Source organism: Streptomyces sp. OR43 (assembly GCF_008042275.1).
Taxonomy (GTDB): Bacteria; Actinomycetota; Actinomycetes; order Streptomycetales; family Streptomycetaceae; genus Streptomyces.
The window spans coordinates 14,641-39,723 of record NZ_RDBK01000002.1 but is presented as its reverse complement, the minus strand read 5'-3'; the positions used below and the strand labels follow the sequence as shown (position 1 = coordinate 39,723).

24 protein-coding genes and 1 pseudogene are annotated in these 25,083 nt (G+C 72.5%); 17 read left to right on the top strand and 8 right to left on the bottom strand.

Translation table 11 applies throughout. The features are described from left to right. From EAO72_RS02620 to EAO72_RS02595, 6 genes and pseudogenes are all read left to right on the top strand, one after another. Positions 1-224, top strand: a pseudogene (locus EAO72_RS02620) (acyl-CoA/acyl-ACP dehydrogenase); the annotation flags it as partial. Further along, on the top strand, positions 221-667 hold the full coding sequence (locus EAO72_RS02615; RefSeq protein WP_148015582.1) for a MaoC family dehydratase: 447 nt from the start codon (positions 221-223) through the stop codon (positions 665-667). The pseudogene EAO72_RS02620 and the gene EAO72_RS02615, both read left to right, overlap by 4 nt. Next, positions 664-1,845 carry a lipid-transfer protein gene (locus EAO72_RS02610; RefSeq protein ID WP_148015581.1) on the top strand — a complete coding sequence of 394 codons (1,182 nt, stop codon included), beginning with the start codon at positions 664-666 and terminating at the stop codon, positions 1,843-1,845. Before EAO72_RS02615 ends, EAO72_RS02610 begins: the two co-directional genes overlap by 4 nt. Beyond that, the gene (locus EAO72_RS02605; protein WP_148015580.1) at positions 1,842-2,699 is read left to right on the top strand and encodes a MaoC/PaaZ C-terminal domain-containing protein; all 858 of its coding nucleotides are present in this window, start codon (positions 1,842-1,844) and stop codon (positions 2,697-2,699) included. Before EAO72_RS02610 ends, EAO72_RS02605 begins: the two co-directional genes overlap by 4 nt. Then, positions 2,692-3,507: a 2-keto-4-pentenoate hydratase gene (locus EAO72_RS02600; RefSeq protein ID WP_148015579.1), complete on the top strand. Its 816-nt coding sequence runs from the start codon at positions 2,692-2,694 to the stop codon at positions 3,505-3,507. The genes EAO72_RS02605 and EAO72_RS02600 overlap by 8 nt, the downstream gene beginning before the upstream one ends. A gap of 98 nt (positions 3,508-3,605) precedes the next feature. Further along, positions 3,606-4,547, top strand: a complete 942-nt coding sequence (locus EAO72_RS02595) for a 3-oxoacyl-ACP reductase (RefSeq protein WP_148015578.1) — start codon at positions 3,606-3,608, stop codon at positions 4,545-4,547. A gap of 108 nt (positions 4,548-4,655) precedes the next feature. Here EAO72_RS02595 and EAO72_RS02590 read toward each other — a convergent pair whose 3' ends face one another. Beyond that, a complete protein-coding gene (locus EAO72_RS02590) occupies positions 4,656-5,267 on the bottom strand; it encodes a TetR family transcriptional regulator (RefSeq protein WP_148015577.1) in 612 nt (203 codons plus the stop codon). A 176-nt stretch (positions 5,268-5,443) separates the two neighbouring features. On the opposite strand from EAO72_RS02590, the gene EAO72_RS02585 reads away from it, so the two are divergent. The 4 genes from EAO72_RS02585 (at position 5,444) to hsaA (ending at position 10,810) form a co-directional block, all read left to right on the top strand. Continuing rightward, positions 5,444-7,009 carry an FAD-binding protein gene (locus tag EAO72_RS02585; RefSeq protein WP_148015576.1) on the top strand — a complete coding sequence of 522 codons (1,566 nt, stop codon included), beginning with the start codon at positions 5,444-5,446 and terminating at the stop codon, positions 7,007-7,009. A 134-nt stretch (positions 7,010-7,143) separates the two neighbouring features. Continuing rightward, the gene (locus EAO72_RS02580; RefSeq protein WP_148015575.1) at positions 7,144-7,938 is read left to right on the top strand and encodes an SDR family NAD(P)-dependent oxidoreductase; all 795 of its coding nucleotides are present in this window, start codon (positions 7,144-7,146) and stop codon (positions 7,936-7,938) included. Positions 7,939-8,011: 73 nt separating this feature from the next. Beyond that, positions 8,012-9,601 carry a FadD3 family acyl-CoA ligase gene (locus EAO72_RS02575; protein ID WP_148015574.1) on the top strand — a complete coding sequence of 530 codons (1,590 nt, stop codon included), beginning with the start codon at positions 8,012-8,014 and terminating at the stop codon, positions 9,599-9,601. 42 nt (positions 9,602-9,643) lie between these two features. Further along, positions 9,644-10,810 carry a 3-hydroxy-9,10-secoandrosta-1,3,5(10)-triene-9,17-dione monooxygenase oxygenase subunit gene (hsaA, locus tag EAO72_RS02570; RefSeq protein ID WP_148015573.1) on the top strand — a complete coding sequence of 389 codons (1,167 nt, stop codon included), beginning with the start codon at positions 9,644-9,646 and terminating at the stop codon, positions 10,808-10,810. A 594-nt stretch (positions 10,811-11,404) separates the two neighbouring features. Here hsaA and EAO72_RS02560 read toward each other — a convergent pair. Genes EAO72_RS02560 through EAO72_RS02540 form a run of 5 tightly spaced genes read right to left on the bottom strand, consistent with a single transcriptional unit; the run spans position 11,405 to position 16,311 of the window. After that, positions 11,405-12,193, bottom strand: a complete 789-nt coding sequence (locus EAO72_RS02560) for an SDR family oxidoreductase (protein ID WP_148015572.1) — start codon at positions 12,191-12,193, stop codon at positions 11,405-11,407. Between the two features lie 35 nt (positions 12,194-12,228). Next, positions 12,229-13,302: an acyl-CoA dehydrogenase family protein gene (locus EAO72_RS02555; RefSeq protein ID WP_148015571.1), complete on the bottom strand. Its 1,074-nt coding sequence runs from the start codon at positions 13,300-13,302 to the stop codon at positions 12,229-12,231. Beyond that, the gene (locus EAO72_RS02550; RefSeq protein ID WP_148015570.1) at positions 13,299-14,291 is read right to left on the bottom strand and encodes an acyl-CoA dehydrogenase family protein; all 993 of its coding nucleotides are present in this window, start codon (positions 14,289-14,291) and stop codon (positions 13,299-13,301) included. Before EAO72_RS02550 ends, EAO72_RS02555 begins: the two co-directional genes overlap by 4 nt. Next, positions 14,291-15,463: an acyl-CoA dehydrogenase family protein gene (locus EAO72_RS02545; RefSeq protein ID WP_148015569.1), complete on the bottom strand. Its 1,173-nt coding sequence runs from the start codon at positions 15,461-15,463 to the stop codon at positions 14,291-14,293. Before EAO72_RS02545 ends, EAO72_RS02550 begins: the two co-directional genes overlap by 1 nt. After that, on the bottom strand, positions 15,463-16,311 hold the full coding sequence (locus EAO72_RS02540; protein WP_148015568.1) for an enoyl-CoA hydratase: 849 nt from the start codon (positions 16,309-16,311) through the stop codon (positions 15,463-15,465). Before EAO72_RS02540 ends, EAO72_RS02545 begins: the two co-directional genes overlap by 1 nt. 46 nt (positions 16,312-16,357) lie before the next feature. Between EAO72_RS02540 and EAO72_RS02535 the strand changes: the two genes are divergently transcribed. The 6 genes from EAO72_RS02535 to EAO72_RS02510 all read left to right on the top strand — a co-directional run bounded on the left by EAO72_RS02535 (position 16,358) and on the right by EAO72_RS02510 (position 22,641). After that, positions 16,358-17,524: an acyl-CoA dehydrogenase family protein gene (locus tag EAO72_RS02535; protein WP_148015567.1), complete on the top strand. Its 1,167-nt coding sequence runs from the start codon at positions 16,358-16,360 to the stop codon at positions 17,522-17,524. Beyond that, positions 17,521-18,306: an SDR family oxidoreductase gene (locus EAO72_RS02530; protein WP_148015566.1), complete on the top strand. Its 786-nt coding sequence runs from the start codon at positions 17,521-17,523 to the stop codon at positions 18,304-18,306. The genes EAO72_RS02535 and EAO72_RS02530 overlap by 4 nt, the downstream gene beginning before the upstream one ends. Next, positions 18,303-18,905, top strand: coding sequence for a TetR/AcrR family transcriptional regulator (locus EAO72_RS02525; protein ID WP_148015565.1), 603 nt, complete (start codon positions 18,303-18,305; stop codon positions 18,903-18,905). The genes EAO72_RS02530 and EAO72_RS02525 overlap by 4 nt, the downstream gene beginning before the upstream one ends. A gap of 32 nt (positions 18,906-18,937) precedes the next feature. Continuing rightward, positions 18,938-20,095: an acetyl-CoA C-acetyltransferase gene (locus EAO72_RS02520; RefSeq protein ID WP_148015564.1), complete on the top strand. Its 1,158-nt coding sequence runs from the start codon at positions 18,938-18,940 to the stop codon at positions 20,093-20,095. A gap of 232 nt (positions 20,096-20,327) precedes the next feature. Beyond that, positions 20,328-21,476, top strand: a complete 1,149-nt coding sequence (locus EAO72_RS02515; protein ID WP_148015563.1) for an eCIS core domain-containing protein — start codon at positions 20,328-20,330, stop codon at positions 21,474-21,476. 217 nt (positions 21,477-21,693) lie between these two features. Continuing rightward, the gene (locus tag EAO72_RS02510; RefSeq protein WP_148015562.1) at positions 21,694-22,641 is read left to right on the top strand and encodes a DUF4862 family protein; all 948 of its coding nucleotides are present in this window, start codon (positions 21,694-21,696) and stop codon (positions 22,639-22,641) included. A gap of 69 nt (positions 22,642-22,710) precedes the next feature. Here EAO72_RS02510 and EAO72_RS02505 read toward each other — a convergent pair whose 3' ends face one another. Next, a complete protein-coding gene (locus EAO72_RS02505) occupies positions 22,711-23,277 on the bottom strand; it encodes a TetR/AcrR family transcriptional regulator (RefSeq protein WP_148015561.1) in 567 nt (188 codons plus the stop codon). A gap of 87 nt (positions 23,278-23,364) precedes the next feature. On the opposite strand from EAO72_RS02505, the gene EAO72_RS02500 reads away from it, so the two are divergent. Next, entirely contained in the window at positions 23,365-23,826 is a 462-nt protein-coding gene (locus EAO72_RS02500; protein ID WP_148015560.1) for a nuclear transport factor 2 family protein, read from the top strand. Between the two features lie 66 nt (positions 23,827-23,892). Here EAO72_RS02500 and EAO72_RS02495 read toward each other — a convergent pair whose 3' ends face one another. Then, entirely contained in the window at positions 23,893-24,930 is a 1,038-nt protein-coding gene (locus EAO72_RS02495) for a DUF6215 domain-containing protein (protein WP_410089964.1), read from the bottom strand. Positions 24,931-25,083 lie beyond the last annotated feature (153 nt).

Here is a 25,083-nt window from a genome sequence, read left to right as displayed (position 1 = left end):
GCGCCGACCGGGCCGCGCTGGTCGCCAAGTGGTGGGCCACCGAAGGGGGTCTGAACACCGTCCACCGCGTCCAGCACGTGCACGGAGGCATCGGCGTCGACACCGACTACCCGGTGCACCGGCACTTCCTGTGGGGCAAGCAGATCTCCACCACCCTGGGCGGCGCGGGCGCCGACCTGGAGCGTCTCGGAGCCCTCCTCGCCGACGCGGCGGTGCGCTCGTGACCGCGGCCCCGGGCGCCCTCCCGCCCTCCCGTACCTACGCGTCGGTGGCCGTCGGCGACGTACTCCCCGAGCTGCCGGTCCCGGTCACCCGCACCCTGATCGTCGCCACCGCCCTGGCGAGCCGCGACTACCAGGACGTCCACCACGACCCCGAACTGGCGCGGGAACGCGGCTCCGAGGACATCTTCATGAACATCCTGACCAGCAACGGGCTCGTCGACCGGTACGTCACCGGCTGGGCCGGCCCCGCCTCCGTCGTCAAGGCCATCCGGATCAGGCTCGGCGCCCCCAACCACCCCGGCGACACAATGGTGCTCACCGGAACGGTGACCGCGAAGTCGGACGCCGACCGCCGCGTCGAGATCGCGGTCACGGGCGCCAACAGCTTGGGTGCCCATGTCACCGGGAGCGTCTCGGTGCAGCTTCCGGGGGAGGACCGATGAGCGCCGTACCGCTGTCGGGCGCCGCGGCCGTGGCCGGAATCGGCGCCACCGAGTTCTCCAAGAACTCCGGCCGCAGCGAACTCCAGCTCGCCTGCGAAGCGGTGCTCGCCGCTGTCGCGGACGCGGGCCTGAGACCGTCCGACGTGGACGGCCTCGTCACCTTCACGGCGGAGACCAACGCGGAGAACCACGTGGCCCGCAACACGGGCATGGGTGACCTGACGTTCTTCTCCCGCATCGGGTACGGCGGCGGAGCCGGCTGCGCCACCGTGCAGCAGGCAGCCATGGCCGTGGCCACCGGGGTCGCCGATGTGGTGGTCTGCTACCGGGCGTTCAACGAACGCTCCGGCGAGCGCTACGGGCTCGGGCAGGCCGCCCGCCCCATGGACACCACCGCGGACCGGGCGGCCTACGCCTGGATGACCCCCTTCGGGCTGAGCACCCCGGCGCAGTGGGTGGCGATGTTCGCCCGCCGCTATCTGCATGAATACGGCGCCACCACGGACGACTTCGGCCGGGTCGCCGTGGTGGACCGCAAGCACGCGGCCACCAATCCGGCCGCCTGGTTCCACGGCCGTCCCATCACTCTCCAGGACCACCGGGACTCCCGCTGGATCGCCGAACCGCTGCGGCTGCTGGACTGCTGCCAGGAGACCGACGGCGGCCAGGCGCTGGTGATCGTCTCCGCGGAGCGCGCGCGCGACCTTCCGCACCCGCCCGCGATGATCCGCTCCGCGGCCCAGGGGCTCGGCGCCGACCAGCACATGATGACCAGCTACTACCGGCCGACGATCACCGGGATCCCCGAAATGGGACTGGTCGGACGGCAGTTGTACGCCCAGAGCGGCCTCGGACCGGACGACATCGACGCGGCCGTGCTCTACGACCACTTCACCCCGCTGGTCCTTCCGCAACTGGAGGAACTGGGCTTCTGCAAGCCCGGCGAGGCGAAGGACTTCATCGCCGACGGCCACCTGGAACTCGGCGGCCGGCTGCCCTTCAACACCCACGGCGGGCAGCTCGGCGAGGCGTATCTGCACGGCATGAACGGGATCGCCGAGGGGGTCAGGCTCGTCCGCGGCACCTCGGTGAACCAGCCGGACAAGGCCGACCACGTCATGGTCACCGCCGGCACCGGAGTGCCCACCAGCGGTCTGATCCTGGGAGCCGACCGATGACCGCCTCGCCGTGGGAGGGCCGTGAACTCGGCACCCGTACCGCCTCCTGGACCGAGCGGGACGCGATCCTGTACGCGCTCGCCGTCGGCGCCCCCGCCGACCGGCTCGACCTCGTGTACGAGGAGCGGCTGCGGGTACTGCCCACCTTCGCGCTGACCCTGGCCCAGTGGGCGCCCGACGCGCTCGGGGCGCTGGGCGCCTTCGACGTCACCACGGCGGTGCACGGCAGCCAGCACCTTCTCGTACACGGCCCGCTGGAGCCGTCCGGCGAGCTGACCACGACGGCGCGGGTCGCCGCCGTCCGGGACAAGGGAGCGGCCGCCGTCTTCGACGTCGAGGTGTCCTGCGCGCGCTTCACGGCGACCTGGTCGATCTTCGCGCCGGGCCGCGGAGGCTTCGGCGGCGAACGCGGCCCGTCCGCCCCGCGCCGCCCGGACCGGCCGGCCGAACACGCCCTCACCGTCGCCACGCACGCCCGGCAGGCGGCCCTCTACCGGCTGCTCGGCGACCGGCACGCCATGCACATCGATCCCGAGGCGGCGAAGGCGGCCGGGATGGACCGCCCGTTCCTGCACGGCCTGTGCACGCTCGCCGCGAGCCTGCTGCCGCTGGCCGGCGCCCTCGGCGCGCACCCGGCCGAACTGGTGGAGCTGGAAGCCCGGTTCGCCGCACCGGCCTTCCCCGGCGACCGGCTCGCTCTGGCCGGCTGGGCCGGCGAACCGGGCGGCGAACGTCCGGGCCACCGTGGCGCGCGCTTCGAGGCGACGGCCGCTGACGGCCGTGCGGTGCTCACCGGCGGACGGGCCCGATTCCGTACCACCACCCCCGACCCGACGGAGAACCCCGATGCTTGATCCCGCGCAGCGCGCCGAGGCCGCCGAGGTGCTGTGGGCCGCCCAGTGCGACCGCATCCCGGTGGAGCCGCTCACCACCACCTGGCCCGCCATCGACGCGAGCGACGCCTACGAGATCCAGCTGATCAACATCCGCCGGCAACTGGCCGGGGGACGCACCGTCCACGGACACAAGGTCGGCCTGTCCTCGAAGGTCATGCAGCAGATGATGGGAGTCGACGAGCCGGACTACGGCCATCTGCTCTCCGACATGGTGCTGTCCGAGGGCACGCCCGTCGAGGCGGACCGCTACTGCTACCCCCGGATCGAGGTCGAGATCGGCTACGTACTCGGCCGGAGCCTGCCGGGGGAGGGGTGCACCACCGAGGACGTCCTGGCGGCCACCGAGTACATCGTCCCGAGCCTCGAACTCATCGACAGCCGGATCAAGGACTGGCGGATCGGGCTCGCCGACACCATCGCCGACAACGCCTCGTCCGCCGGCGTGATCCTCGGCTCGGCCCGGGTGCGGCCGGCCGGCCTGAACCCGGCCGACATCGAGGCGGTCCTGCACCGGGACGGCGAGGAGATCGCCCGGGGCAACACCAGCGCGGTGCTCGGCGACCCCACCGAGGCCGTCGCGTGGCTGGCCCGCAAGGTCGCGTCCTTCGGGGTGCGGCTGGAGGCCGGTCACGTGATCCTGCCCGGATCGTGCACCAAGGCCGTCGACGTGAAGCCGGGGGAGGCCTACCGGGCCGACTTCGACGGACTCGGCTCCGTCTCCGTCGGCTTCGTCCACTCAACGGGACACCGCCCGGCCAAAAACTGAAATCAATACTAGTTTTCTGTGAGGGGCGCACCCCGGCGGCAGTTCCCCGGGGTGCGCCCGCGTATCCAGCGGATCGACGGAACACGGAATGAGGCAGCATGAGCGCGACGCACACCCCCTCGGCGAAGACCCTTCAGGGGCGCACCGCCGTCGTCACCGGTGCGGGAGCGGGGCTCGGCCGCGCCGAGGCACTGGCACTCGCGGCCCTCGGCGCCGACGTGGTGGTGAACGACATCGGCCCGGCGGCCGACGACGTGGCGGCGGAGATCAAGGCGCTCGGCACCGGGGCCGTGGCGGTGACCGGCGACGTCGGGGAATGGTCCATGGGCGACCGGCTGGTCGAGGCCGCCGTGGAGAGCTTCGGCAGCCTCGACATCGTCGTCAACAACGCGGGCGTCCTCCGCGACAAGATGCTGTTCAACCTCACCGAGTCGGACTGGGACGACGTGCTGCGGATCCACCTCAAGGGGCACGCCGCGGTGTCCCGCGCCGCGGCCGTCCACTGGCGCGCGGCGAGCAAGGCCTCCGGCGCGCCGGTCTACGGCCGCGTGATCAACACCTCGTCCGAGGCCTTCCTGTTCGGGTCCCCCGGCCAGCCGAACTACTCCGCCGCCAAGGCCGGCATCACCGCGCTGACCCTCGCCACCTCGCAGGGCCTGGCCCGCTACGGCGTACGCGCCAACGCGATCTGCCCCCGGGCCCGCACCGCCATGACGGCCGAGGCCTTCGGCGAGGGCGCGACCGCACCGGGCGGCCTCGACATCATGGCCCCCGAGCGCGTCGCCACCCTCGTCGGGCACCTGGCCTCACCGGCCGCCGACGAGATCAACGGGCAGGTGTTCGTCGTCTACGGCGACATGGTCGCGCTGCTCGCCCCGCCCACCGTGGAGCAGAAGTTCACCGCCGCGGACGGCACCTTCACGCCGGCCGAACTCGACGAGCAGCTGACGGGATACTTCCGCGGCCGTGATCCGCACCGGACCTACGCCGCCTACAGCGTCGCCGGACTCGACACGACGGGGACGCAGCAGACCCGCTGAACCGCCGGGCGCGCCCGGCCGGCCGGACCCGTTGAAGCGACGGCGCACCTGGCCGGACGGGCCAGGCGAACGGACAGTGCGCCCGGCCGGCCCCGTCGCGAACCGGAGTCAGCCGGCGTCCGTCTCCGGGGCGAGCAGCAGGTGGCAGGCCATCCGCAGATCGGCATCGGCCTCCTGTGGGGTGAGCCGCTCGTTGAGCCGCGACTGCAGCACGCCGTACCAGAGCAGGATCAGCAGCCGCAGACGGGTGATGTGGTGGTCCGTGGGCTCCTCCACACCCCAGGCCCGCACCAGCAGATCGATGAACCCCGAGTCGATCCGCGCCAGGTCCGGGACCGTCGAGGCACGGGCCGCGTTCGCCGACTGGATCATCGCCGTGGCCAGGGCCGGCCGGCGCAGCAGATTGCGCGTCGCGCTGCCCAGCGTCTCGAAGACGGCGTCCTCGGGCGAGGTGCCCGCCGGGCGCTCCGGCACCCGGGCGGCGAATCCCTCGATCTGGTCGGCCATCAGCGCGGTGAACAGATGGGTCTTCGACGGGAAGTACCGGTACAGGGTCGCGATGGCGACGCCGGCCGACTTGGCGACCTCCTGCATCTGCACCCGCTCGAGCCCCGTCGTGGCGGCGATGTCCGCCGCCACCTTCAGGATGCTCTGACGGCGTGCGCGCTGCCGGGGCGAACTGGGCTCGGCCCCGGCCCTGGCCTCGGCGATTCTGGGCACGCGCTCTCTCCCGGAGCTCGGTGGTGTCTACAGCTGCACAGACAATACGCCGGGCCCGGCCGTGCGTCAGGCGCGCTCGCCCCGCCGTACCGCTCAGCGGGACCGGACCCGCGGACCCCGCCCCCGAACGGGTCTGCTGAGGACGCACACCACCGAGCGGCAGGAGGGGTCACCCCATGCGGGACGGCCGGCAGGACTGGGACGCCACCCACGACGTGATCGTCGTCGGATCCGGCGCGGGAGCGATGACCGGGGCCCTGGTGGCCGCGGGCGACGGCCTCGACACCGTCGTACTGGAACGGACGGCGCTGCTCGGCGGCACCTCCGCCTACTCCGGAGCCGCCTGCTGGCTGCCCGGGACCCAGGTGCAGGAACGCGCCGGGCTCGGCGACTCCACCGAAGCGGCCGACACCTATCTGCGCGCCCTCACCGGCGACGCCGAAGAGGCCCGCAGGACCGCCTTCCTGCGGCACGCCCCCGAACTGGTGAGCCGGCTCGAACGCGATCCGGCGATCGAGTTCGAGTGGCGCGCCTTCCCCGACTACGTGGCCGCCCCCGGCCGGATGGACGCCGGGCGCTCCTTCGTCCCGCTGGACCTGGACCCGGAGCTGCTGGGCGCCCTCCTGCCCCTGGTCCGTCCGGCGGTCGACCGGGACCGCGCCGGCCAGGGACACCCCGCCGGCGCACCGATGACCGCGGGCCGCGCCCTGATCGGACGCCTCCTGCTCGCCGCCACCCGCACCGGCAACGCGCTCGTCCGCACCGAGCACCATGTCACCGCTCTCGTCACCGAGGACGGCCGGGTCACCGGAGTCGAGGCACGCACACCACACGGCTCGGTCCGGATACGGGCCCGCCGCGGCGTGCTGCTGGCCGCCGGAGGGTTCGAGGGCGACGACGCCCTGCGTGCCGAGCACAGAGTGCCCGGCGCGGCCGCCTGGAGCATGGCGCCCCGCGGCACCAACACCGGCGAACTGCTCGGCGCAGCCGTCGCGGCCGGTGCCGCCACCGGCCTCATGGGCGAGGCGTGGTGGTGCCCGGGGACCGAACTCCCGGACGGCTCGGCCGCGTTCACCCTCGGTCTGCGCGGCGGCCTGATGGTGGACGGCTCGGGGCGGCGGTTCGCCAACGAGTCGCTGCCGTACGACCGTATGGGCCGCGCCCTCGCCGCCCATGGAGGTGCGGACGCGCCCGTCCACCTGATCTTCGACTCCCGTGAGGGCGGCGCCCTGCCCGCCATCACGGTGCCTCCCGCCGACCCCGCGGACCACCTGGCGGCCGGCACCTGGGTCCGGGCGGAATCGCTGCCGGAGCTCGCCGCGCTCATCGGCGTACCGGCCGGCACCCTGGCGGACACCGTCGGCCGGTTCAACGGCTTCGCGGCGGCGGGGACCGACGAGGACCACCACCGTGGCGAGGACCCGTACGACCTGTTCTTCGCCGCCGGGAAGAACGCCCCCGGACCCAACCCGTGCCTGGTCCCGCTCGACCGGCCGCCGTACTACGCGGCCCGGGTGGTCCTCGCAGACCTTGGCACCAAGGGCGGTCTGCGCACGGATGTGGACGCCCGCGTCCTGGACACCGACGGCCGCCCGCTGGCCGGCCTGTACGCCGCCGGCAACACCAGCGCCTCGTTCACCGGTGGCGTCTATCCCGGTCCCGGCGTCCCCATCGGCACCGCGATGGTCTTCGCCTCCCTGGCCGTCCGGCACATGGCCGGGCAGCCCGCCGGCGCCGTCTGAGCGGCCCGGACGCGGGCATCCCGGCCAGTGGGATGCCCGGGGCGCACCCCGGGAGGAGCGCCTTACGGTCGCGGCACCGCGGCGGCCAGGACGGTCGCGGCACCGCGGCGGCCAGGAAACAAGAGAGGTACTCGATGACCGACAAGAACGTGTACGGGCCCTGGGCGGTCGTCGCCGGCGGCTCCGAGGGGGTCGGCGCCTCGTTCGCCGACCAGCTCGCCGACGCCGGGATCAACCTGGTGCTCATCGCCCGCAAGCCGGGCCCGCTGAACGAGACCGCCGAGAAGGTGCGGGCCAAGGGCGTCGAGGTCCGCACACTCGAACTGGACCTGCTCGACCCCGGGGCCCTGGCCGCCGTCCGTGCGGTCACCGACGGCCTCGAGGTCGGTCTGCTGATCTTCAACGCGGGAGCCAACAGCTACGGCCACGAGTTCGTCACCGGCGACCTGGACCGCGTCCAGGGCGTCCTCGACCTCAACATCACCGCGCAACTGGCCCTCACCCACCACTTCGGCGCCCTGATGAGGGAGCGCGGCCGGGGCGGCATCATGCTGGTCGGCTCGCTCTCCGGATACCTCGGTCAGGCGCAGATCAGCGTCTACTCGGCTGCCAAGGCCTTCAGCCGGGTCTTCGCCGAAGGCCTGTGGCTGGAACTGCGGCCGCACGGTGTGCACGTCCTGGAACTCGTCCTCGGAGTGACCCGGACCCCCGCGATGGAGCGCGCCGGGCTGCGCATGGACCTGCCCGGTCTGCGGGTCGCGGAACCGGACGACGTCGCCCGGGAAGGCCTGGAACACCTCGCTGACGGCCCCGTTCTGGTTGCGGGTGGCAATGCGGCGGCCGCGGAGAAGCGCAGCGGTTTCCCCCGGGCCGAACTCGCCCTCGCCGCACACGAGGCATCCAAGAAGATGCTGCCGCCGTCCTCCTGACGGCCTGTCACGACCGTCACCTGTTACTACCTGTCCGCGCTGGCCGTCCGTCCCGCCCCCTCCCGGAGAGCAGATGAGCGAAACCGAGCACCCTCTCACCCTTCCCGGCGCACTCGACCTCGCCGCACGACGGCACCCCGGCAGGGAAGCGGTCGTGGACGGTGACGTACGGCTGACCTGGAGCCAGTTGCACACAGCGGTACGGGCGGCCGTGAAGTCGCTCCTCGCGCTCGGCATCCGGCCCGGCGACCGGATCGCCGTCTGGGCGCCCAACAGCCACCACTGGGTCGTCGCCGCACTCGCCACCACATCGGCCGGCGCGGTACTGGTCCCCGTCAACACCCGCTACAAGGGCGCCGAGGCGCGCCTGCTCCTGCGACGCAGCGGCGCGCGCCTGCTGTTCGTGGAGAACGGATTCCTCGGCAAGGACTACGTGTCCATGCTGACCACCGGGGACGAGGGTGCTCAGGAGCCCCGGCCCGCCGCGCTGGAACACGTGGTGACCCTGGATGCCGCCACCCCGCCCGGCACAGGCACCCTGCCCTGGGAGGAGTTCCTCGGCCACGGCGCACACGTCCCGGACGCCGGGGCCACGGCCCGTACCGCCGGCGTCCACCCCGACGACCCGTGCGACCTGCTCTTCACCTCGGGCACGACGGGCAGCCCCAAGGGCGCGCTCACCACGCACCGGCAGAACCTCGCCACCTACTGGGCCTGGAGCGGCCGGACCGGAGTCACCGGTGACGACCGCTACCTCGTCATCAACCCGATGTTCCACTGCTTCGGCTACAAGGCCGGTGTACTCGCGTGCCTGCTGCGCGGCGCCACGATGGTGCTGCAGCCGGTGTTCGACGTGGACCGGGCGCTGCGCGCCGTGGAGGCCGAGCGGATCACCGTGCTGCCCGGCCCGCCGACGATCTACACGGAACTGCTGGACGCGCCCGGACGGGACCGTTTCGACCTGTCGTCGCTGCGGCTGGCGGTGACCGGCGCGGCCGTCGTCCCGGTCGCCCTCGTGCGGCGGATGCGCGCCGAACTGTTCCCCGAGGTCCTCACCGCGTACGGACTGACCGAGACCTGCGGCACGGTCACCGTGTGCTCGGCGGACGACGACGCCGAGACCGTGGCCCTGACCGCCGGCCGTCCCATCGACGGCACGGAGGTGCTCGTCGCCGACGGCGGCCGGAACCCGCTGCCGGCCGGGCAGGACGGCCGGATCCTGGTACGCGGCTACCACGTGATGCACGGCTACCTCGACGATCCCGAGGCCACCGCGGCGGCCATCGACGCCGACGGCTGGCTGGACACCGGCGACATCGGCCACCTCGACCCCCGCGGCAATCTGGTGATCACCGGGCGGTCCAAGGAGATGTTCGTGGTCGGCGGGTTCAACGTCTATCCGGCCGAGGTCGAGCAGGTGCTCACCGGCCACGACGCCGTCGCCGAGGCCGCCGTGGTCGGGATTCCGGACGCGCGCCTCGGCGAGGTCGGACGCGCCTACGTGACGATCCGGCCGGGCACCGGGACGGAGCCGGACGAGCTCGTCGGCCACTGCCGCGAGCGGCTCGCCAACTTCAAGGTCCCGCGCGAGGTCGTCATCCTCGGGGCCCTTCCCCGCAATGCCACCGGAAAGGTGGACAAGACCGTCCTGCGGACGGTCTGACCGACACGCCTCACCGGGCGACAAGGGTATGGAGGACGGACTATGGGCAACGAGGTTCTGGAATCGGTACGCGCCCTGCTGCCGGCCATCGAGAAGCGGGCCGTCACGACGGACGAGGCACGGCGGATCCCGGCCGCCACGATCCGTGAGCTGTCCGGGGCCGGGGTGTTCCGGATGCTCCAGCCGTCCCGGTTCGGCGGCCTGGAAAGCGACCCGGTCGACTTCTACCAGGTGGTGCGGGAGATCTCCGCGGTCTGCTGCTCCACGGGCTGGGTCGCATCGGTCCTGGGCGTCCACCCGTGGCAGCTCGGCCTGTTCCCCGAGCAGGCGCAGCAGGACGTGTGGGGCGAGGACCCGGACACCCGGATCTCCTCGTCGTACGCACCCGTCGGCCGGCTCACCCCCGTCGACGGCGGCTACGAGCTGGCCGGCCGGTGGAGCTTCTCCTCGGGCTGCGAGCACGCCTCGTGGGCGCTGCTCGGCGCCCTCGTCGTCGGGGCGCAGGGGCGGCCGGTGGACTTCCTGACCGTGCTGGTGCCCCGGGCCGACTACCGGATCGAGGACATGTGGGACGTGGTGGGGCTCCGCGGCACCGCCAGCAACGACGTCGTCGTCGAGACGGCTTTCGTCCCCGCTCACCGGGTGCTCCGCAACTACGAACAGGCGCGGTTGAAGGTGCCGGGACAGCAGGTCAACCCGGGGCCGCTGTACCGGCTGCCGTTCGGGGCGATCTTCACCAGCGCCGTCACCGCGCCGGTACTCGGGGCCGTATCCGGCGGATACGCCTCGTATGTGGCGCGCATGAAGGAGCGGGTGCGGCTCAGCCTGGGCGGGGGGAACTTCGCCGAGGACCCGTTCGCCCAGGTCGCCATCGCGCGCGCCGCGTCCGACATCGACGCGTCCGTCCTCCAGATGGACCGGAACATGGGCGAGCTGCTCGAACTGGCCTCCGCCGGAAAGGAGATACCGACGGAGCTGAGGCTGCGCACCCGGCGCGACCAGGTCCGGGGCACGGAACGGGCCGTCGCCGCGATCGACCTGCTCTTCAAGACCGCCGGCGGCAACGCGCTGCGGCGCGGCAACCCCGTCGAACGCGCCTGGCGCGACGCCCACGCGGGCAGCGTCCACGTGGCCAACGACGTGGAACGCGCCCTCGCGATGTACGGGCGCGGGGCGTTCGGCCTGACGGTCGAGGACAACCTGGTCTGACAGCCCGGGCTCTCCTCGCCGCAGCCGCGAGGACCCCGGCCCGCCCGGTGGCCCCCGCGGTTCAACGACCCGTCAGCGCCCGGCCGGCCGGCGGCCACCAGCTCATCACGGGCGGCCGCGTCCTTCAACGCGGGCCGCAGGCAGAGCGTGTTGGCCAGGCCCGTGCCGCCGGGGCCGCCAGGATTGGGCAGCAGGATGCCCCGGCGCTTCCCGCGCGCTCCCTTCGCCGCGATCCGCGAGACGGCGATCTCGATCGTCGGGCCGTCGGGGTCCGCGTGATCGAGAGGGACGCGCACCTTCGCGCAGCGTGCGCCCGCGGCACGCAGCTCCGTCTGCTGCGCCGGACACGCCCTCCGGGCGAGGGACTGGCGGACCTGTCCGGCGGTCGCACGCGGCGGGGCGGACGAGGCAGAAGCGGGCATGCGCCCGCGAGTAAACAGGTCAGGCCGAGCCCCGCGTGACCAGACGGATGACGCGCTTCGTGCTCCTCGGACCGGGTGGGAACGACCCGCACGACGCCGGGAGCCCGGGTGACCCGGGAACATCGGGCCACCCGGTCGATGGAACCGGGGGACAACCCCCGTCCCGCAGCGGTCAGCCCGGCCCGCCGGCCGACTTCGCCGCCAGATAGCGGGCGGGGAACTCCCCGCCGCCGTGCACCGCGAGGTCCGCGCCGTTGACGTACCCGGACAGACCGCCCGCGAGGAACAGACAGGCGTGGGCGACATCCGCCGGCACCGCCATCCGCGCCATCGGGATGACGCCCGCCACCGCCGCGCCGCCGTCCGGGCCGTAGACCGACGCGGCGCTCTCGGTGCGGATCAGCCCCGTCGTGATGTGGTTGACCCGGACCGCCGGCGCCCATTCAAGGGCCAGCGCCTTCGTGAGGGCCAGCAGCCCGGCCTTGGCGGCCGTGTAGGCCGCGGTGCCCGGCTGCGGGTCCTGGCCGGAGACGCTGCCGATGTTGATGACCGAACCGCCACCGTTCTGGGCCCGCATGACGCGGTGGGCCGCCTGTGCCACGTAGAACGGCGCAAGCAGGTTGAGCGCGACGATCTTCTCCACGAAGCGTGGCGAGACGGTGGCGGCGTCGGCGTCCGGGGAACCGCCCGCGTTGTTGACGACCACGTCGAGCCGGCCGAAGCGTTCCACCGCGGTGTCCACCAGGCAGGACGCCGCCGCCGGATCGCGTACGTCGGCCGGGACGAAGACCGCCTCCCTGCCCCCGGCCGCGGGCAGGGTGTCGGGGGTGGTGCGGCCGCAGACCACCACGTCCGCCCCGGCACCGAGGAATGCCGCGGCGATGGCGGCACCGATCCCCTTGGTGCCGCCGGTGACCAGGACCACGTGCCCCGTGAAGTCCAACGCCTTGCCGATGTCCATGTGTTGCGCCCCTTCTTCCGTCTGCTGGGATCTGCTCAGTGGGTGGTCAGGCCGAGCATCGAGGCGAGCCGTGCCCGATGGTGCGCGGGCGGCCCGAAGAGCTCGCCCGATCCGTGCGCCCGTTTGAAGTAGCGGTGCGCGTCGTGTTCCCAGGTGATCCCGATTCCGCCGTGCAGCTGGATCATCTCGCCGGCCACCACCGAAAACGCCTCGGAGCAGACGGACTTGGCGACGGCGGCGGCCCGCGGCAGCGCGCCCGGGTCCTCGTCGGCGGCGAAAGCGGCACCGAGCGCCGCCGAACGCGCCGACTCCACGAGGACGTAGGCGTCGGCCAGCCGGTGCTTGACCGCCTGGAAGGAGCCGATCGGCCGTCCGAACTGGACCCGGCTCATGGCGTATTCGACGGTGAGCTCCAGACAGCGCCCGGCCGCGCCCACCTGCTCCGCGGCCAGTGCCGTGCAGGCCAGATCCCGCACGTGGTCCAGATACCGCCCGCCGTCGCCGTCGACGCCCAGCAGTCGTCCCCCGGCCCCGTTCAGCACCCATCGGGCCTGGGCCCGGGTCCCGTCCATCGTCACGACGGGCTCCCGCCGGACCCCGGTGTCGCCGGGCGCCACCTCGAAGAGCGACACCCCGTGGGCGGTACGGGCCGCGACGAGCAGGACGTCCACGCCGGGCCGGTCCAGCACGTGTTCCTTGGCCCCGGTGATCAGCCAGGCGCCCGCGGAGGTCCTGACCGCTTCGGCGCGTATCGCCTCCTGGTCCCAGGAACCCTGCTCGGCCCAGGCCAGGGTGCCCACCGAGGTGCCTTCAGCGAGCCCCGGCAGCAGCCGCTCGCACGCCTCCTTGTCTCCGGAGGCCAGCAGAGCGCCCGCCGTGAGCACCGCGGAGCCCAGACACGGCAGCGGGCTCAGGGTCCGGCCCAGCTCCTCCATCAGCACATGGACATCGCGGGCGCCGCCGCCCGCCCCGCCGTACTCCTCGGGCACCGTCAGACCGGCCGCGCCGATCTGGGTCGCCAACGGTGCCCAGGCGGACTCGCCCTGATGCTGGGTCAGCAGCGTCCGCACGGCGGAGCGCAGCTCTTGCTGTTCCTGGGTGAGTCTCATCGCCGCACTCCCATGACTCGGGCCCGGCAGGCGGCCGGGCTGCCCCACGCGTCGCGCAGGGGGCGGGCCTTGCGGATCCAGAGGGACAGGTCGAGTTCGTCGGTGTAGCCCACGGCGCCGTGCAGCTGCAGCGCCGTACGCGCCGCCGCGTACGCGGCCTCGCCCGCCGTCACCTTGGCCGCGGCGATGTCGGCGCCCGCCCCCTCGTCGCCGGCGGCGAGCGCGAGCGCGGCGCCGTGCACCAGCGGCCCGGCGAACTCCAGGGCCAGCAGGGTGTCGGCCAGCCGGTGCTTGACCGCCTGGAAGGAGCCGATCGCCACCCCGAACTGGGTGCGCTGGGTGACGTAGGCGACGGTCCGGGCCAGCAGGGCCCGCCCGACCCCGAGGGCCTGGGCGGCCGTGGCCAGTGCGGCCACATCGGCGGCGTACCGGGCGGCGTCGGTCACCGCCGGGCCCTGGGCGAGGACCGTCCCGTCCGACGGGCGGAACAGCCGCCGCGCGGGGTCCGCCGAGGGCTGCACGGCCCCCGTCCCGGAGGCGAGGCGCAGGGTGTCCCCGTCCACCACGAACACGGCGTCCGCCGCGTCGGCGTCCAGGGCGTACGGGCCGAGCGAGGTCAGGCAGAGGGACACGGCCGACTTCCCCGACGCGATGCCGGGCAGCCGCTCCGCTGCGAGGCGGTCGTCGCCGAGCCGGTCCAGCAGGGCCGCGGCGGCCACCGTCTCCACCAGCGGCCCGGGGACGGCGTGGTGCCCCAGCGCCTCGAAGGCGAGGGTGAGTTCGAGCGGCAGGGGTCCGAACCCCTCGTGCCGCTCCGCAACCGCGAGCGCGAACACTCCGGCCTCGGCCAGCCGGGCCCAGAGGGCACGCCCCGGGCCGTGGTCGCCGGCCGCCCAGGACCGTACGACGGACGGGGTCCCGCAGGAGGTGAGCAGAGCGTCGAGGGAGCGGGCGAAGTCCCGCTGCTCGGCGTCCAGGAGGAAACGCATCAGCGGCGCCCCTTCGGCAGGCCGAGCAGCCGCTCGGCGATGATGTCGCGCTGGATCTCGTTGGTGCCCGCGTAGACGGGGCCCGCCAGCGAGAAGGTGTAGCCCTCGGACCAGCCGCCCGAAGGCGACTCGTCCGCGCGGTCGGCGAGTTCGCCGTACGGACCGAGCAGGTCGAGTGCCGTCTCGTGCAGGGCGATGTCCAGCTCGGACCAGTAGATCTTGTTGAGGCTGGAGACGGCCCCGGCGGGCCCGCCGTCGCCGTGCAGGACCTGGGAGACGCCCGCGTAGGAGAACAGGCGGTAGGCGCGGGCCCCGATCACCGCGTCGGCGACCCGGTCGCGCAGCGCCGTGTCCGCCGGGTCACCGTGTTCCCGCCACAGGGCGGTCAGGCGCTCCGCGGCGGCCGTGAAGCGGCCCGGGCTGCGCAGGGTGAGCCCGCGCTCGTTGCCGGTGGTGCTCATCGCGACGCGCCAGCCCTGGCCGGGCTCGCCGATGACGTCCTCGTCGGGTACGAACACCTCGTCCAGGAAGAGTTCGGCGAAGGCGGGCTTCCCGTCCAGCCGTCCGATGGGGCGTACGGTCACGCCCTCGGCGTCCAGCGGGAACATCAGATACGTGAGCCCGCGGTGCGGCCGGTCCGCGTCCGGGTCGCTGCGGAAGAGTCCGAAGGCGCGGTCGGCGAAGGCCGCCCGCGAGGACCACGTCTTCTGGCCGCTGATCAGCCAGCCGCCCTCGGTCCGCACGGCCGTCGACTTCAGCGAGGCCAGGTCCGAGCCGGASTCCGGCTCGGACCACGCCTGTGCCCAGATGACCTCACCGCGCGCCATGGCGGGCAGGATCCTGGCCCGTTGCCCGGCGGTGCCGTTCTCGAAGAGCGTCGGCGCCAGCAGGTTGATGCCGTTCTGGCTGACCCGGCCGGGAGCGCCGGCGGCGTAGTACTCCTCCTCGAAGATCATCCAGTGCAGCAGGGAACCGCCGCGCCCGCCGAACTCCTCGGGCCAGGAGACCACCGACCAGCGGTCCGCGGCCAGGGCCGCCTCCCACTCCCGGTGCGCGGCGAAGCCCGCGGCGGTCTCCAGGGACGGCAGGGGAGCGGCCGGAACGTGGGCGGCCAGCCAGTCGCGTACCTCGGTACGGAAGGCCTCGTCGGCCGCGTCGAAATCGAGGTCCATCAGGCGCCCGCCTTCTTCATCGCCCGGATGTCCATGCCGCCGAGCGCGTCCGGTGCGGTCTCGGCGTTGTGCGCGTGCGCCAGGTGGTGCAGGCCGAACACCGAGTCCATGCCGGTGTGCATGCCCTGGAGGTCCTCGGCCTGGTTGACCGCGCGCTTGGTGAGCGCCAGTCCCATGCGCGGCATCTCCGCGATCTTCAGCGCCAACTCCTCCGTGCGAGCGGCCAGTTCCTCCCGTGGGACGACCCGGTTCACCATGCCGACCTCGTACGCGCGCCGCGCGCTCATCCGGTCACCGGTGAAGAGGAACTCCTTGGCGATCCGCGGCGGCATCACCCACGGGTGGGCGAAGTACTCGACGCCGGGGATGCCCATCCGGACCACGGGATCGGCGAAGAACGCGTCCTCCGAGGCCACGATCAGGTCACACACCCAGGCGAGCATCAGACCGCCCGCCACACAGGCGCCCTGCACGGACGCGATGACCGGCTTGGGCAGTTCCCGCCAGCGGCGGCACATCCCCAGGTACACCTCGGACTCGCGGGCGAAGCGGCTCTCCGCGCCCTCCTTGTCCGAGTGGTCCCACCAGAGTCCCGCCCGGCGCTCGAACGGCAGATGCGCGTCCCGCTCCGGGGTCCCGATGTCATGGCCGGCGGAGAAGTGCTTGCCCGCCCCGGCCAGGACGACGGTCTTCACCTCGCTGTCGTCGGCCGCGCGGTAGAACGCCCGGTCCAGGGCGTAGGTCATCGCGGAGTTCTGCGCGTTGCGGTAGTCGGGCCGGTTCATGGTGACCGTCGCGACAGGGCCCCGCTTCTCGTAGCGCACCGGTTCGTCGTGGGCAGCGGACATCGGCCCCTCCTTCCCTAACAAGTGTTTGGTAGATTAACGTACCCCCATGAGCAGCGTCGAGGAGTTCCGCACCGAGATCCGCGGCTGGCTGGCCGCCAACCTCACGGGCGACTTCGCGGGCCTTCGGGGCCGCGGGGGACCGGGCCGGGAGCACGAGGCCTTCGCCGAACGGCTGGCCTGGGAACGGCACATGGCCGCAGAGGGCTGGACGTGTGTGGGCTGGCCCGTGGAGCACGGAGGCCGGGGCGCGACCATCGAGCAGCAGGTCGCCTTCCATGAGGAGTACGCCCTGGCCGACGCCCCCGCGCGGGTCAACCACATCGGGGAGCAACTGCTCGGCCCGACCCTGGTGGCCTTCGGCACACCCGAGCAGCAGGAACGCTTCCTGCCGCCGATCGTCGCCGTCGAGGAGCTGTGGTGCCAGGGCTACAGCGAGCCGGACGCCGGGTCCGACCTGGCGAACGTACGGACCAGGGCCGAGCGGGACGGCGAGGAGTGGGTGGTCACCGGGCAGAAGATCTGGACGTCACTGGCCCACGACGCGCAGTGGTGCTTCGTCGTGGCCCGTACCGAAGCGGGCTCCACCCGCCACGCGGGCCTGTCCTACCTCCTGGTCCCGCTCGGCCGGCCCGGTGTGGAGATCCGGCCGATCCAGCAGCTGACCGGCACCTCCGAGTTCAACGAGGTCTTCTTCGACGGCGCCCGCACGAGCGCCGCGCACCTCGTCGGCGCACCCGGCGACGGCTGGCGGATCGCCATGGCCACCCTCGGCTTCGAACGCGGCGTCTCCACCCTCGGCCAGCAGGTCGGCTTCCGGCGCGAACTGGAGACCCTGATCGAGGTGGCCCGCCGCAACGGCGCGGCCGACGATCCGCTGATCCGCGACCGGCTCGCCCGCGCCTGGACGGGCCTGGAGACCATCCGGTTCAACGCCCTGCGCATGCTGGACGGCGTGGCGGCCGGCGCCCCCGGTCCCGAGGCGTCCATCGGGAAGATCTTCTGGGCCACCTGGCACCGGGAACTCGGTGAACTCGCCATGAGCGTCCTGGGCGCCGGCGGCATGACCGCACCCGAGGCCCCCTACGAACTCGACGACTGGCAGCGGCTGTTCCTCTTCTCCCGCTCCGACACCATCTACGCCGGGTCGAACGAGATCCAGCGCAACATCATCGCCGAGCGCGTCCTCGGCCTGCCCAAGGAGATCCGCCCGTGACCCCGCAGCCGCCCTATGTACCGGGCCACTCCCTCCTGGCCGGACGCACCGCGGTGATCACCGCCGCCGCGGGTGCCGGCATCGGCGGAGCGACCGCCCGCAAGTTCCTGGAGGAGGGCGCCCGGATCGTCATCGGCGACGCCCATGAACGCCGCCTGAAGGAGAGCGCCGCCGCGCTCGCCGAGGAGTTCGGCGCGGACAACGTCGCCGCGCTGCCCTGCGACGTCACCGACCAGCAGCAGGTCGACGCCCTGTTCGGGCTCGCCGCCGAACGCCACGGCCGTCTCGACATCGTCGTCAACAATGCCGGACTCGGCGGCACCGCCGACCTCGTCGACATGACCGACGACCAGTGGGCGAAGGTCCTCGACGTCACCCTGAACGGCACCTTCCGCTGCACCCGCGCCGCCCTGCGCCACTTCAAGGAGAGCGGTGCCGGCGGCATCGTCGTCAACAACGCGTCCGTCATCGGCTGGCGCGCCCAGCGCGGCCAGGCCCACTACGCCGCCGCGAAGGCCGGAGTCATGGCCCTCACCCGGTGCGCGGCCCTGGAGGCGGCCGACTTCGGCGTACGCGTCAACGCCGTCGCCCCCAGCCTCGCCATGCACCCGCACCTGGTGAAGGTCACCACCCCGGAACTGCTCGCCGAACTCACCGAACGCGAGGCCTTCGGCCGGTACGCGGAGCCCTGGGAGATCGCCAACGTCATCGTCTTCCTGGCCAGCGGCTACTCCTCGTACATGACGGGCGAGACCGTGTCCGTCAGCAGCCAGAGGGCGTGAACGCGATCGCCGGGACCGCCAACGCCCGGCGGCGCGCCGAACTCCTGGCGACCGCCGCCGAGGTGTTCGCCGCTCAGGGCTACAACGCCACCACCGTCCGCCGCATCGCGGACGAGGCGGGAATGCTCGCGGGCAGCCTCTACTACCACTTCGACTCCAAGGAGTCGATGCTCGACGAGATCCTCTCGGCCTTCCTGGACGAACTGTGGACCGGTTACGACACCGTCCTGGCCGCCGGACTCGCGCCGCGGGAGGCCATTGGGGCGCTCGTCACCCAGTCCTTCCGGCAGATCGACCGGCACGGACCGGCGGTGGCCATCTATCAGCGGGAGTCCAGGCACCTGTCCGCCCAGCCGCGCTTCGCCTACCTCTCCGACTCGCAGCTGAAGTTCGAGAACGCCTGGCTGCGCACCCTGGAACGCGGCGTCGCCGAGCGGGCCTTCCGCAGCGACCTGGACGTACGGCTGGTCTACCGCTTCGTCCGCGACACCGTCTGGGTGGCCGCCTCCTGGTACCGCCCCGGCGGCACCCACAGCCCGGAGGAGATCGCCCGCCAGTACCTGTCGATGGTCCTCGCGGGCATCACCACCACGACCTGATACACCCTCACCTCACCCACGAAGGAGCAGTCATGGCCGAGGCCTACATCGTCGAAGCGGTACGCACCCCCGTCGGCCGGCGCAAGGGCGGCCTGTCCGGCGTCCACCCCGCCGACCTCGGCGCCCACGTCATCAAGGCACTGGTCGAACGCAGCGGGATCGACCCGGCCGCGGTGGAGGACGTCGTCTTCGGCTGCCTGGACACCGTCGGCCCCCAGGCCGGGGACATCGCCCGCACCGCCTGGCTCGCCGCCGGCCTTCCCGAGGAGGTGCCCGGCACCACCGTCGACCGGCAGTGCGGCTCCTCCCAGCAGGCCGTCCACTTCGCCGCCCAGGGCGTCATGTCCGGCACCCAGGACCTGGTCGTCGCGGGCGGCACCCAGAACATGTCGATGATCCCCATCGCCTACGCCAGCCGCCAGGCCGCCGAACCCCTGGGCCTGACCGAGGGCCCCTACGCCGGTTCCCAGGGCTGGCGCGCCCGCTACGGCGACGCGCCCGTCAACCAGTTCCACGGCGCCGAACTCATCGCGGAGAAGTGGGGCATCTCCCGCGAGGACATGGAGCACTTCGCGCTCCGCTCGCACCAGCGGGCCGCCCGCGCCATCGACGAGGGCCGGTTCGCCCGGGAGACCGTGGCCTATGGCGACGTGACGGTGGACGAGGGGCCGCGCCGGGACACCTCACTGGAGAAGATGGCCGGTCTCAGGCCCCTCGTCGAGGGCGGCCGGCTGACCGCCGGTGTCTCCTCGCAGGTCTCCGACGGTGCCGCGGCCCTGCTCATCGCCTCCGAGCGGGCCGTCGCCGAGCACGGCCTCACCCCGCGCGCCCGCATCCACCACCTCTCCGTGCMCGGCGAGGACCCGATCCGGATGCTGTCCGCGCCCATCCCGGCGACGGCGTACGCGCTGAAGAAGGCCGGGATGTCCATCGGGGACATGGACCTCGTGGAGATCAACGAGGCGTTCGCACCGGTCGTCCTCGCCTGGCTGAAGGAGACCGGCGCCGACCCCGACAGGGTCAACGTCAACGGCGGCGCCATCGCGCTCGGCCACCCGCTGGGTGCCACCGGCGCCAAGCTGATGACGACGCTGCTGCACGAACTGGAGCGCACCGGCGGCCGCTACGGCCTGCAGACGATGTGCGAGGGCGGCGGCCAGGCCAACGTGACCGTCATCGAACGGCTCTGACGGAGCCGGCGGCCGTCCGGGCCGGCTCCTGCTCCGTGGGAACGGTGCGTGATCTGTGACGCGTACGCCGACTGCCCCTGGGCAGAAGTGCCCTGCGGGTCGTGATCCGGGCCCGGAAGCTCCGGTGGTGCTGCGAGACTTGGGTACGGACAGGCCTGCCGGGATGACCGAGACGTGGGGCCGTCCCGGCACACAGGCCGTCAGTTCCCACCCGGCGCCCGGAGAGGAAACGATGCACGCGAACGAGACAGCCAAGACCCCCGAGGACCGCAAGCGCGCTTCCGGCACGGCGAGAACCATGGAGCCGCGTGGGCGGATACCCGGCGGGCTGTCCGTGCTGCAGAGCACGGTGGGCAATGCCGCCGTCATCCAGAGACTGCGACAGGGGGGCCACCCCTGGGCACAGGAGGAGCACCAGCACGATGCGGGCTGTGGTCACCAGCAGGGGGAACGGCCCGCGGTGCAGCGGTCGGCCGTCCACAGCGTCCTGCGCACCCCCGGCCGTCCGCTCGACGACGCCATCCGCACCGATATGGAGGCGCGGCTCGGGGCCGACTTCTCGGCGGTGCGCATGCACACCGACAGCGCCGCCAGGGCCTCGGCCGCCGAGGTGGGCGCGCGCGCCTACACCTCGGGGAACCATGTCGTCATCGGCGACGGTGGCGCTGACAAGCACACCCTGGCCCATGAGCTCACCCACGTGATCCAGCAGAGCAAGGGCACGGTCGCGGGCACCGACAACGGCGCGGGACTGAAGGTCTCCGACCCCTCCGACCGCTACGAACGCGAAGCCGAGACCACCGCCCGACGGGTGATGAGCGGGCCCAGCCCCCTCCAGCGGCCGGCCGCTCGCCCGGACGGAACGGCCCGGCGTCCGGACATGGCCACCGCTGCCGTGCAGCGCGTCCACTACGAGCAGGGGGAAGAGGTCACGGCCCATCCAGGGTTTTCCGTGACCTTGCAGGCCACACTCAACGGGACGGCCATCGGAACGTTCAGCAGCGAGACCACCGCGTATTCACCCATGGACCACGCGGAAGACCAACTGCTCGACGAACTCGATGCGACCATTGACGGCCTCTACGGAAAGGCCCAGGTCGCGGCGGCGTTGGCGATCGGCGGCCAGGCGCACACGCTCTCGATCCACCTCTCGGCGAGTCCCTGCTCCAGCACCCATGCGACCACGACGAAGACGGACGCGGTCGGCTGCGCCGAGAGGCTCAGCGAGCTCGCCAGAAACGGCTACGCGGGCCACACCTTCGCCATCACGGTGATCGCCGACCACCTGTACGGCAGAAGCAACGCGTCCCGGGAGTCTTCCGCCCGGGCCATCAGCGACATGAGGGCGGCGGGTATCACCGTGCAGTGCCCAGGCGCCTGAACCAGCATCCGCAGACGAGCCCGGAGTGATCCTTTCGGAGTCGCCCCGGACAAGGGGACGCCCCGCCACCGGGCGTCCCCTTCGTGCGCCCGCGAACTGCCCGGCCGGCGACCTGTGGACCGGCGGCACCCGGCGCGTACCGCCACGCTCGGAATGCCGAGCCGGCGCTCGCCATCGCTGGACATCTGATGTCTGACCTTAGGTAGGATGCGACGCCATGGACATCGAACCGCCCGCCGCTCTTGTGGGTGCCTACGCGGCCCTGCCTTCCCTGCGTGCCGACCGGGAGCGCTTCTACGAGGCGCTCACCGGCAGGGGGATCGCCGACGGGCTGGAGATCCCGTACCGCGACGGGCTGGGTGAGGACGCTGCCTGGCTGGCCGCACAGATGCGCGGCCGCTTCACCCGTTCCGTGATCACGCTGATTCCCGGCACGATGGAGCGCGTGGGCGCCTCGGGCACCTTCGGGCTCGCCTCCGCGGACCCCGACGGCCGGAAGGCGGCGATCGGGTTCCTCCGGGAGGCCCGCACCGCCGCCGAGGAGTTGAACCAGCTCACCGGCGAGCAGTCCGTCTCCGTCCTCCACATCCACACCGCGCCCTCGACGACCGCGGTCGCGGAGATGTTCGCCCGTTCCCTCGACGAGATCGCGGCGAGCGAACCCGCCGCGGGTGCCTGGTCCACCCGGCTCGTCCTGGAACACTGCGACGCACACGCGCCCGGCGTTCCGGGTGAGAAGCGGTTCCTGTCGTTGGACGCCGAGATCCCCCTCGCACGCGAAGCGCGGATCAAAATCGCCGTCAACTGGGGCCGCTCGGCGATCGAGGCACAGGACCCCGGCCGCCCGCTCGCCCAGATCACCCGGCTCGCCTCCGAAGGACTGCTGGAGGGCGTCATGTTCTCCGGTGCGGGGCCGTCCGCGAACGCGTACGGCGGGCCTTGGGCGGACGCCCATCTGCCCCTCACCGAGGACGAGCCCACGTCCCTCATGGACGCGGACGAGGTGCGCCGTTGCCTTCGCGCCGCGGAGGGCGCGCTCTCCTACGCGGGGGCGAAGATCCAGGTTCCCGGCGATGCCACGGTCGACGAGCGGCTCGCCATGGTCGACCGCGTCATGCGTCTCCTGCCCGCGCGCGGGCCCGGAGCGGTCGCCGGGCGCGCCTGAGTCCGCCGCTCTGCGCGTCTCACGGGTGGCAGTCCGAACCGGCCGCCATGTTTCGCGTGGTGGCGGGGCTCAGGGCGCCCCGAGGAGAGTCGCGGCGGCGGCCCGGGCGTGGCGGGCCGGTGCCGGGTCCCCGCTGATGCCTGCCGTCACGACGGCTCCTTCGGCGAGGAGGAAGACCTGATCGGCCACGTGCACGCCGGTGGCGTCGACCCACGCGGTGACCTGGGCGCGGAACGCCCGTTTGTGCGACCGGACTTCGTTCAGCACCGCCTCGGACGACGGGCCGAGTTCACCGTAGGCGTTGACCCAGGCGCATCCGCGGAAACCCGGCTCGGAGAACCACTCGGCGAGCCAGTCGAAGACCGCGAGTACGCGCTCCCGGGGGTCCTGTACCTGCTCCACGTGGGCGGTGAGGTCACCCCTCCACCGGTGGTCACGTCGTTGGAGCACGGCCACGACGAGGTCCTCCTTCGACGGGAAGAACCCGTAGATCCGCTTCAGCGGCAGGCCGGATGCCGTGCGTACCGCGTCCATTCCGACGGCTTGGATGCCCCGCTCGTAGAAGAGGGCCTCGGCCGCTTCGAGGAGCGTTTCGCGGTCCAGGCGGCTTCGCTCCTGGGTGAGGGGGGCCGGCATCCGAGGCTCCTTGACATTGAGAACGTTCGTTTCCTACCCTAGCGCCCATCGATGGGGAACGAGCGTTCTCCATGTGAGGAGCCAGCGATGCCGGACGATCGACCGCCCTTCCCGCCGTTCACGCGGGAGACGGCCCTGCAGAAGGTCCAGGCCGCCGAGGACGCGTGGAACACCCGCGATCCCCGGCGGGTGGCGATGGCCTACACGCCGGACTCGGTCTGGCGGAACCGGGACACGTTCGTCAACGGGCGTGAGGAGATCGTCGACTTCCTGACGCGGAAGTGGCAGCGCGAACTCGACTACGCCCTGCGCAAGAGCCTCTGGACGTTCCAGGAGAACCGCATCGCCGTCCGGTTCCAGTACGAGTGGCGCGATGCGGAAGACCGGTGGTGGCGCAGCTACGGCAACGAGTTGTGGGAGTTCGACGAGCGGGGTCTCATGCGGCGCCGCGAGGCGAGCATCAACGACATGGGCATCGCGGAAGCCGACAGGCGCCTCCACGGCCCCCGCCCCGCGCACGAACGCGGGGCCGGCATCCCTCTCCAGTAGCGCGGCGCGTCGAAGGCCCCGCTCGGTCGCGGTCGCCCCGGCGCGCGACGCCGGTGCGGTGGCGTCTCATCGAGCGGTCCTGGCCGGGACCTCCGGAAGGACCTCCTTCGCGATGTCGAGGAGAGCGCTGTCGTCGGGGAGGGCTCCGAACTCGCTCCATACGGTGATGTCGTAGGAGCCGCCCCCGTCCTTCCGGTCGAAAGCGACGGACAGCGTCCTGGCCAGGGGACCCTCCTCGAGGGGTCCGCTTTTGCGGCTGAGGTCGAACCGCATGGTGTGATCCGAGGAGAAGACCGCGGGCCGCCCCAGAACCTCGAGCGTCCGGGCCTCCTCGCCCCCGGTCGTCAGCATCTTGACGTACTGGGCGATGGACAGCTTGTTGTACGTCGCAGAGAGGTGCACGGTGTACGTGTCGAACTGGACCTCGGCCTCCGGCTCGGCGATCTTTCCTCCGGTCAGGGGCGCCGTGCCGCTGGTGCCGTAAGCCGTGGTCGCCCTCTCGTCGGGCGTTCCGAGGAGCTGCGCCAGACCGGGCCGGTTGAGCGCCGTGCACAGTTCGTCACCGGTCACAGCCTTCGGTGTCCTGGCATACGCCTGCGGCAGCTCTTCACGCTCGGCGTTCGAACAGGAGGCGGGCTTCGGCGCACTGTTGTCGTCCGGCGCCATCTTCGGGGCCGCCCACACGGCGGCTGCGAGCGCCCCGAACAGGGCCACGGCCGCGAAGGTCTGTCCCCAGACGTTGGGCTCCTTCCTCGACGGCGCCGGCCCGGCGCCGGGCTGCTGCGGCGGCACTGTGCCGGCCGCCGCCCCGGCCTGGCGTGGCTCTTCGTCACTCATGCCGGCAACGGAGGGAGCGCCACCCGTCACGGAGGCCGTTCGGCTCCGGCGTGCGCGCAGCGTACGGACGACCGTGCGGATGCGAAGCGCGGTGCCGACGAGGAACACCACGCCGATACCGGCCGCGACCCAGGAGTGGTCGCGGAGGGCGACATACATGATGCGTGCGCCGAAAACTGACCCGACCAGGATGAATACGGGTTCGCGGACCCAGAAGGGCAGGCGGCGGAGAAGGAGACCGAACATCCGCTGATCTGACCAGGTCATGATCGCGAACGCTGTGATGGAAGCCACAATTCCGGGTGGTACAGACCTTGTCGGCCCACTGTCCGCCGAGGTCGCGCGGGTGCGCCTGCCGGACTGCCGGCCGCACCGTCCGCGTTCACGTGTGCTGACGCCGCGTGAGGGGCGGCCCGAAGA

Bases quoted from the DNA above. Each gene is read 5' to 3' on its own strand.
- EAO72_RS02500 (WP_148015560.1), top strand. From the start codon at position 23,365: ATGCCGGACGATCGACCGCCCTTCCCGCCGTTCACGCGGGAGACGGCC.
- EAO72_RS02510 (WP_148015562.1), top strand. From the start codon at position 21,694: ATGGACATCGAACCGCCCGCCGCTCTTGTGGGTGCCTACGCGGCCCTG.
- EAO72_RS02605 (WP_148015580.1), top strand. From the start codon at position 1,842: ATGACCGCCTCGCCGTGGGAGGGCCGTGAACTCGGCACCCGTACCGCC.
- EAO72_RS02595 (WP_148015578.1), top strand. From the start codon at position 3,606: ATGAGCGCGACGCACACCCCCTCGGCGAAGACCCTTCAGGGGCGCACC.
- EAO72_RS02585 (WP_148015576.1), top strand. From the start codon at position 5,444: ATGCGGGACGGCCGGCAGGACTGGGACGCCACCCACGACGTGATCGTC.
- EAO72_RS02495 (WP_410089964.1), bottom strand. From the start codon at position 24,930: ATGACCTGGTCAGATCAGCGGATGTTCGGTCTCCTTCTCCGCCGCCTG.
- EAO72_RS02610 (WP_148015581.1), top strand. From the start codon at position 664: ATGAGCGCCGTACCGCTGTCGGGCGCCGCGGCCGTGGCCGGAATCGGC.
- EAO72_RS02580 (WP_148015575.1), top strand. From the start codon at position 7,144: ATGACCGACAAGAACGTGTACGGGCCCTGGGCGGTCGTCGCCGGCGGC.
- EAO72_RS02535 (WP_148015567.1), top strand. From the start codon at position 16,358: ATGAGCAGCGTCGAGGAGTTCCGCACCGAGATCCGCGGCTGGCTGGCC.
- EAO72_RS02600 (WP_148015579.1), top strand. From the start codon at position 2,692: ATGCTTGATCCCGCGCAGCGCGCCGAGGCCGCCGAGGTGCTGTGGGCC.
- EAO72_RS02540 (WP_148015568.1), bottom strand. From the start codon at position 16,311: ATGTCCGCTGCCCACGACGAACCGGTGCGCTACGAGAAGCGGGGCCCT.
- EAO72_RS02555 (WP_148015571.1), bottom strand. From the start codon at position 13,302: ATGAGACTCACCCAGGAACAGCAAGAGCTGCGCTCCGCCGTGCGGACG.
- EAO72_RS02505 (WP_148015561.1), bottom strand. From the start codon at position 23,277: ATGCCGGCCCCCCTCACCCAGGAGCGAAGCCGCCTGGACCGCGAAACG.
- hsaA (WP_148015573.1), top strand. From the start codon at position 9,644: ATGGGCAACGAGGTTCTGGAATCGGTACGCGCCCTGCTGCCGGCCATC.
- EAO72_RS02575 (WP_148015574.1), top strand. From the start codon at position 8,012: ATGAGCGAAACCGAGCACCCTCTCACCCTTCCCGGCGCACTCGACCTC.
- EAO72_RS02515 (WP_148015563.1), top strand. From the start codon at position 20,328: ATGCACGCGAACGAGACAGCCAAGACCCCCGAGGACCGCAAGCGCGCT.
- EAO72_RS02560 (WP_148015572.1), bottom strand. From the start codon at position 12,193: ATGGACATCGGCAAGGCGTTGGACTTCACGGGGCACGTGGTCCTGGTC.
- EAO72_RS02550 (WP_148015570.1), bottom strand. From the start codon at position 14,291: ATGCGTTTCCTCCTGGACGCCGAGCAGCGGGACTTCGCCCGCTCCCTC.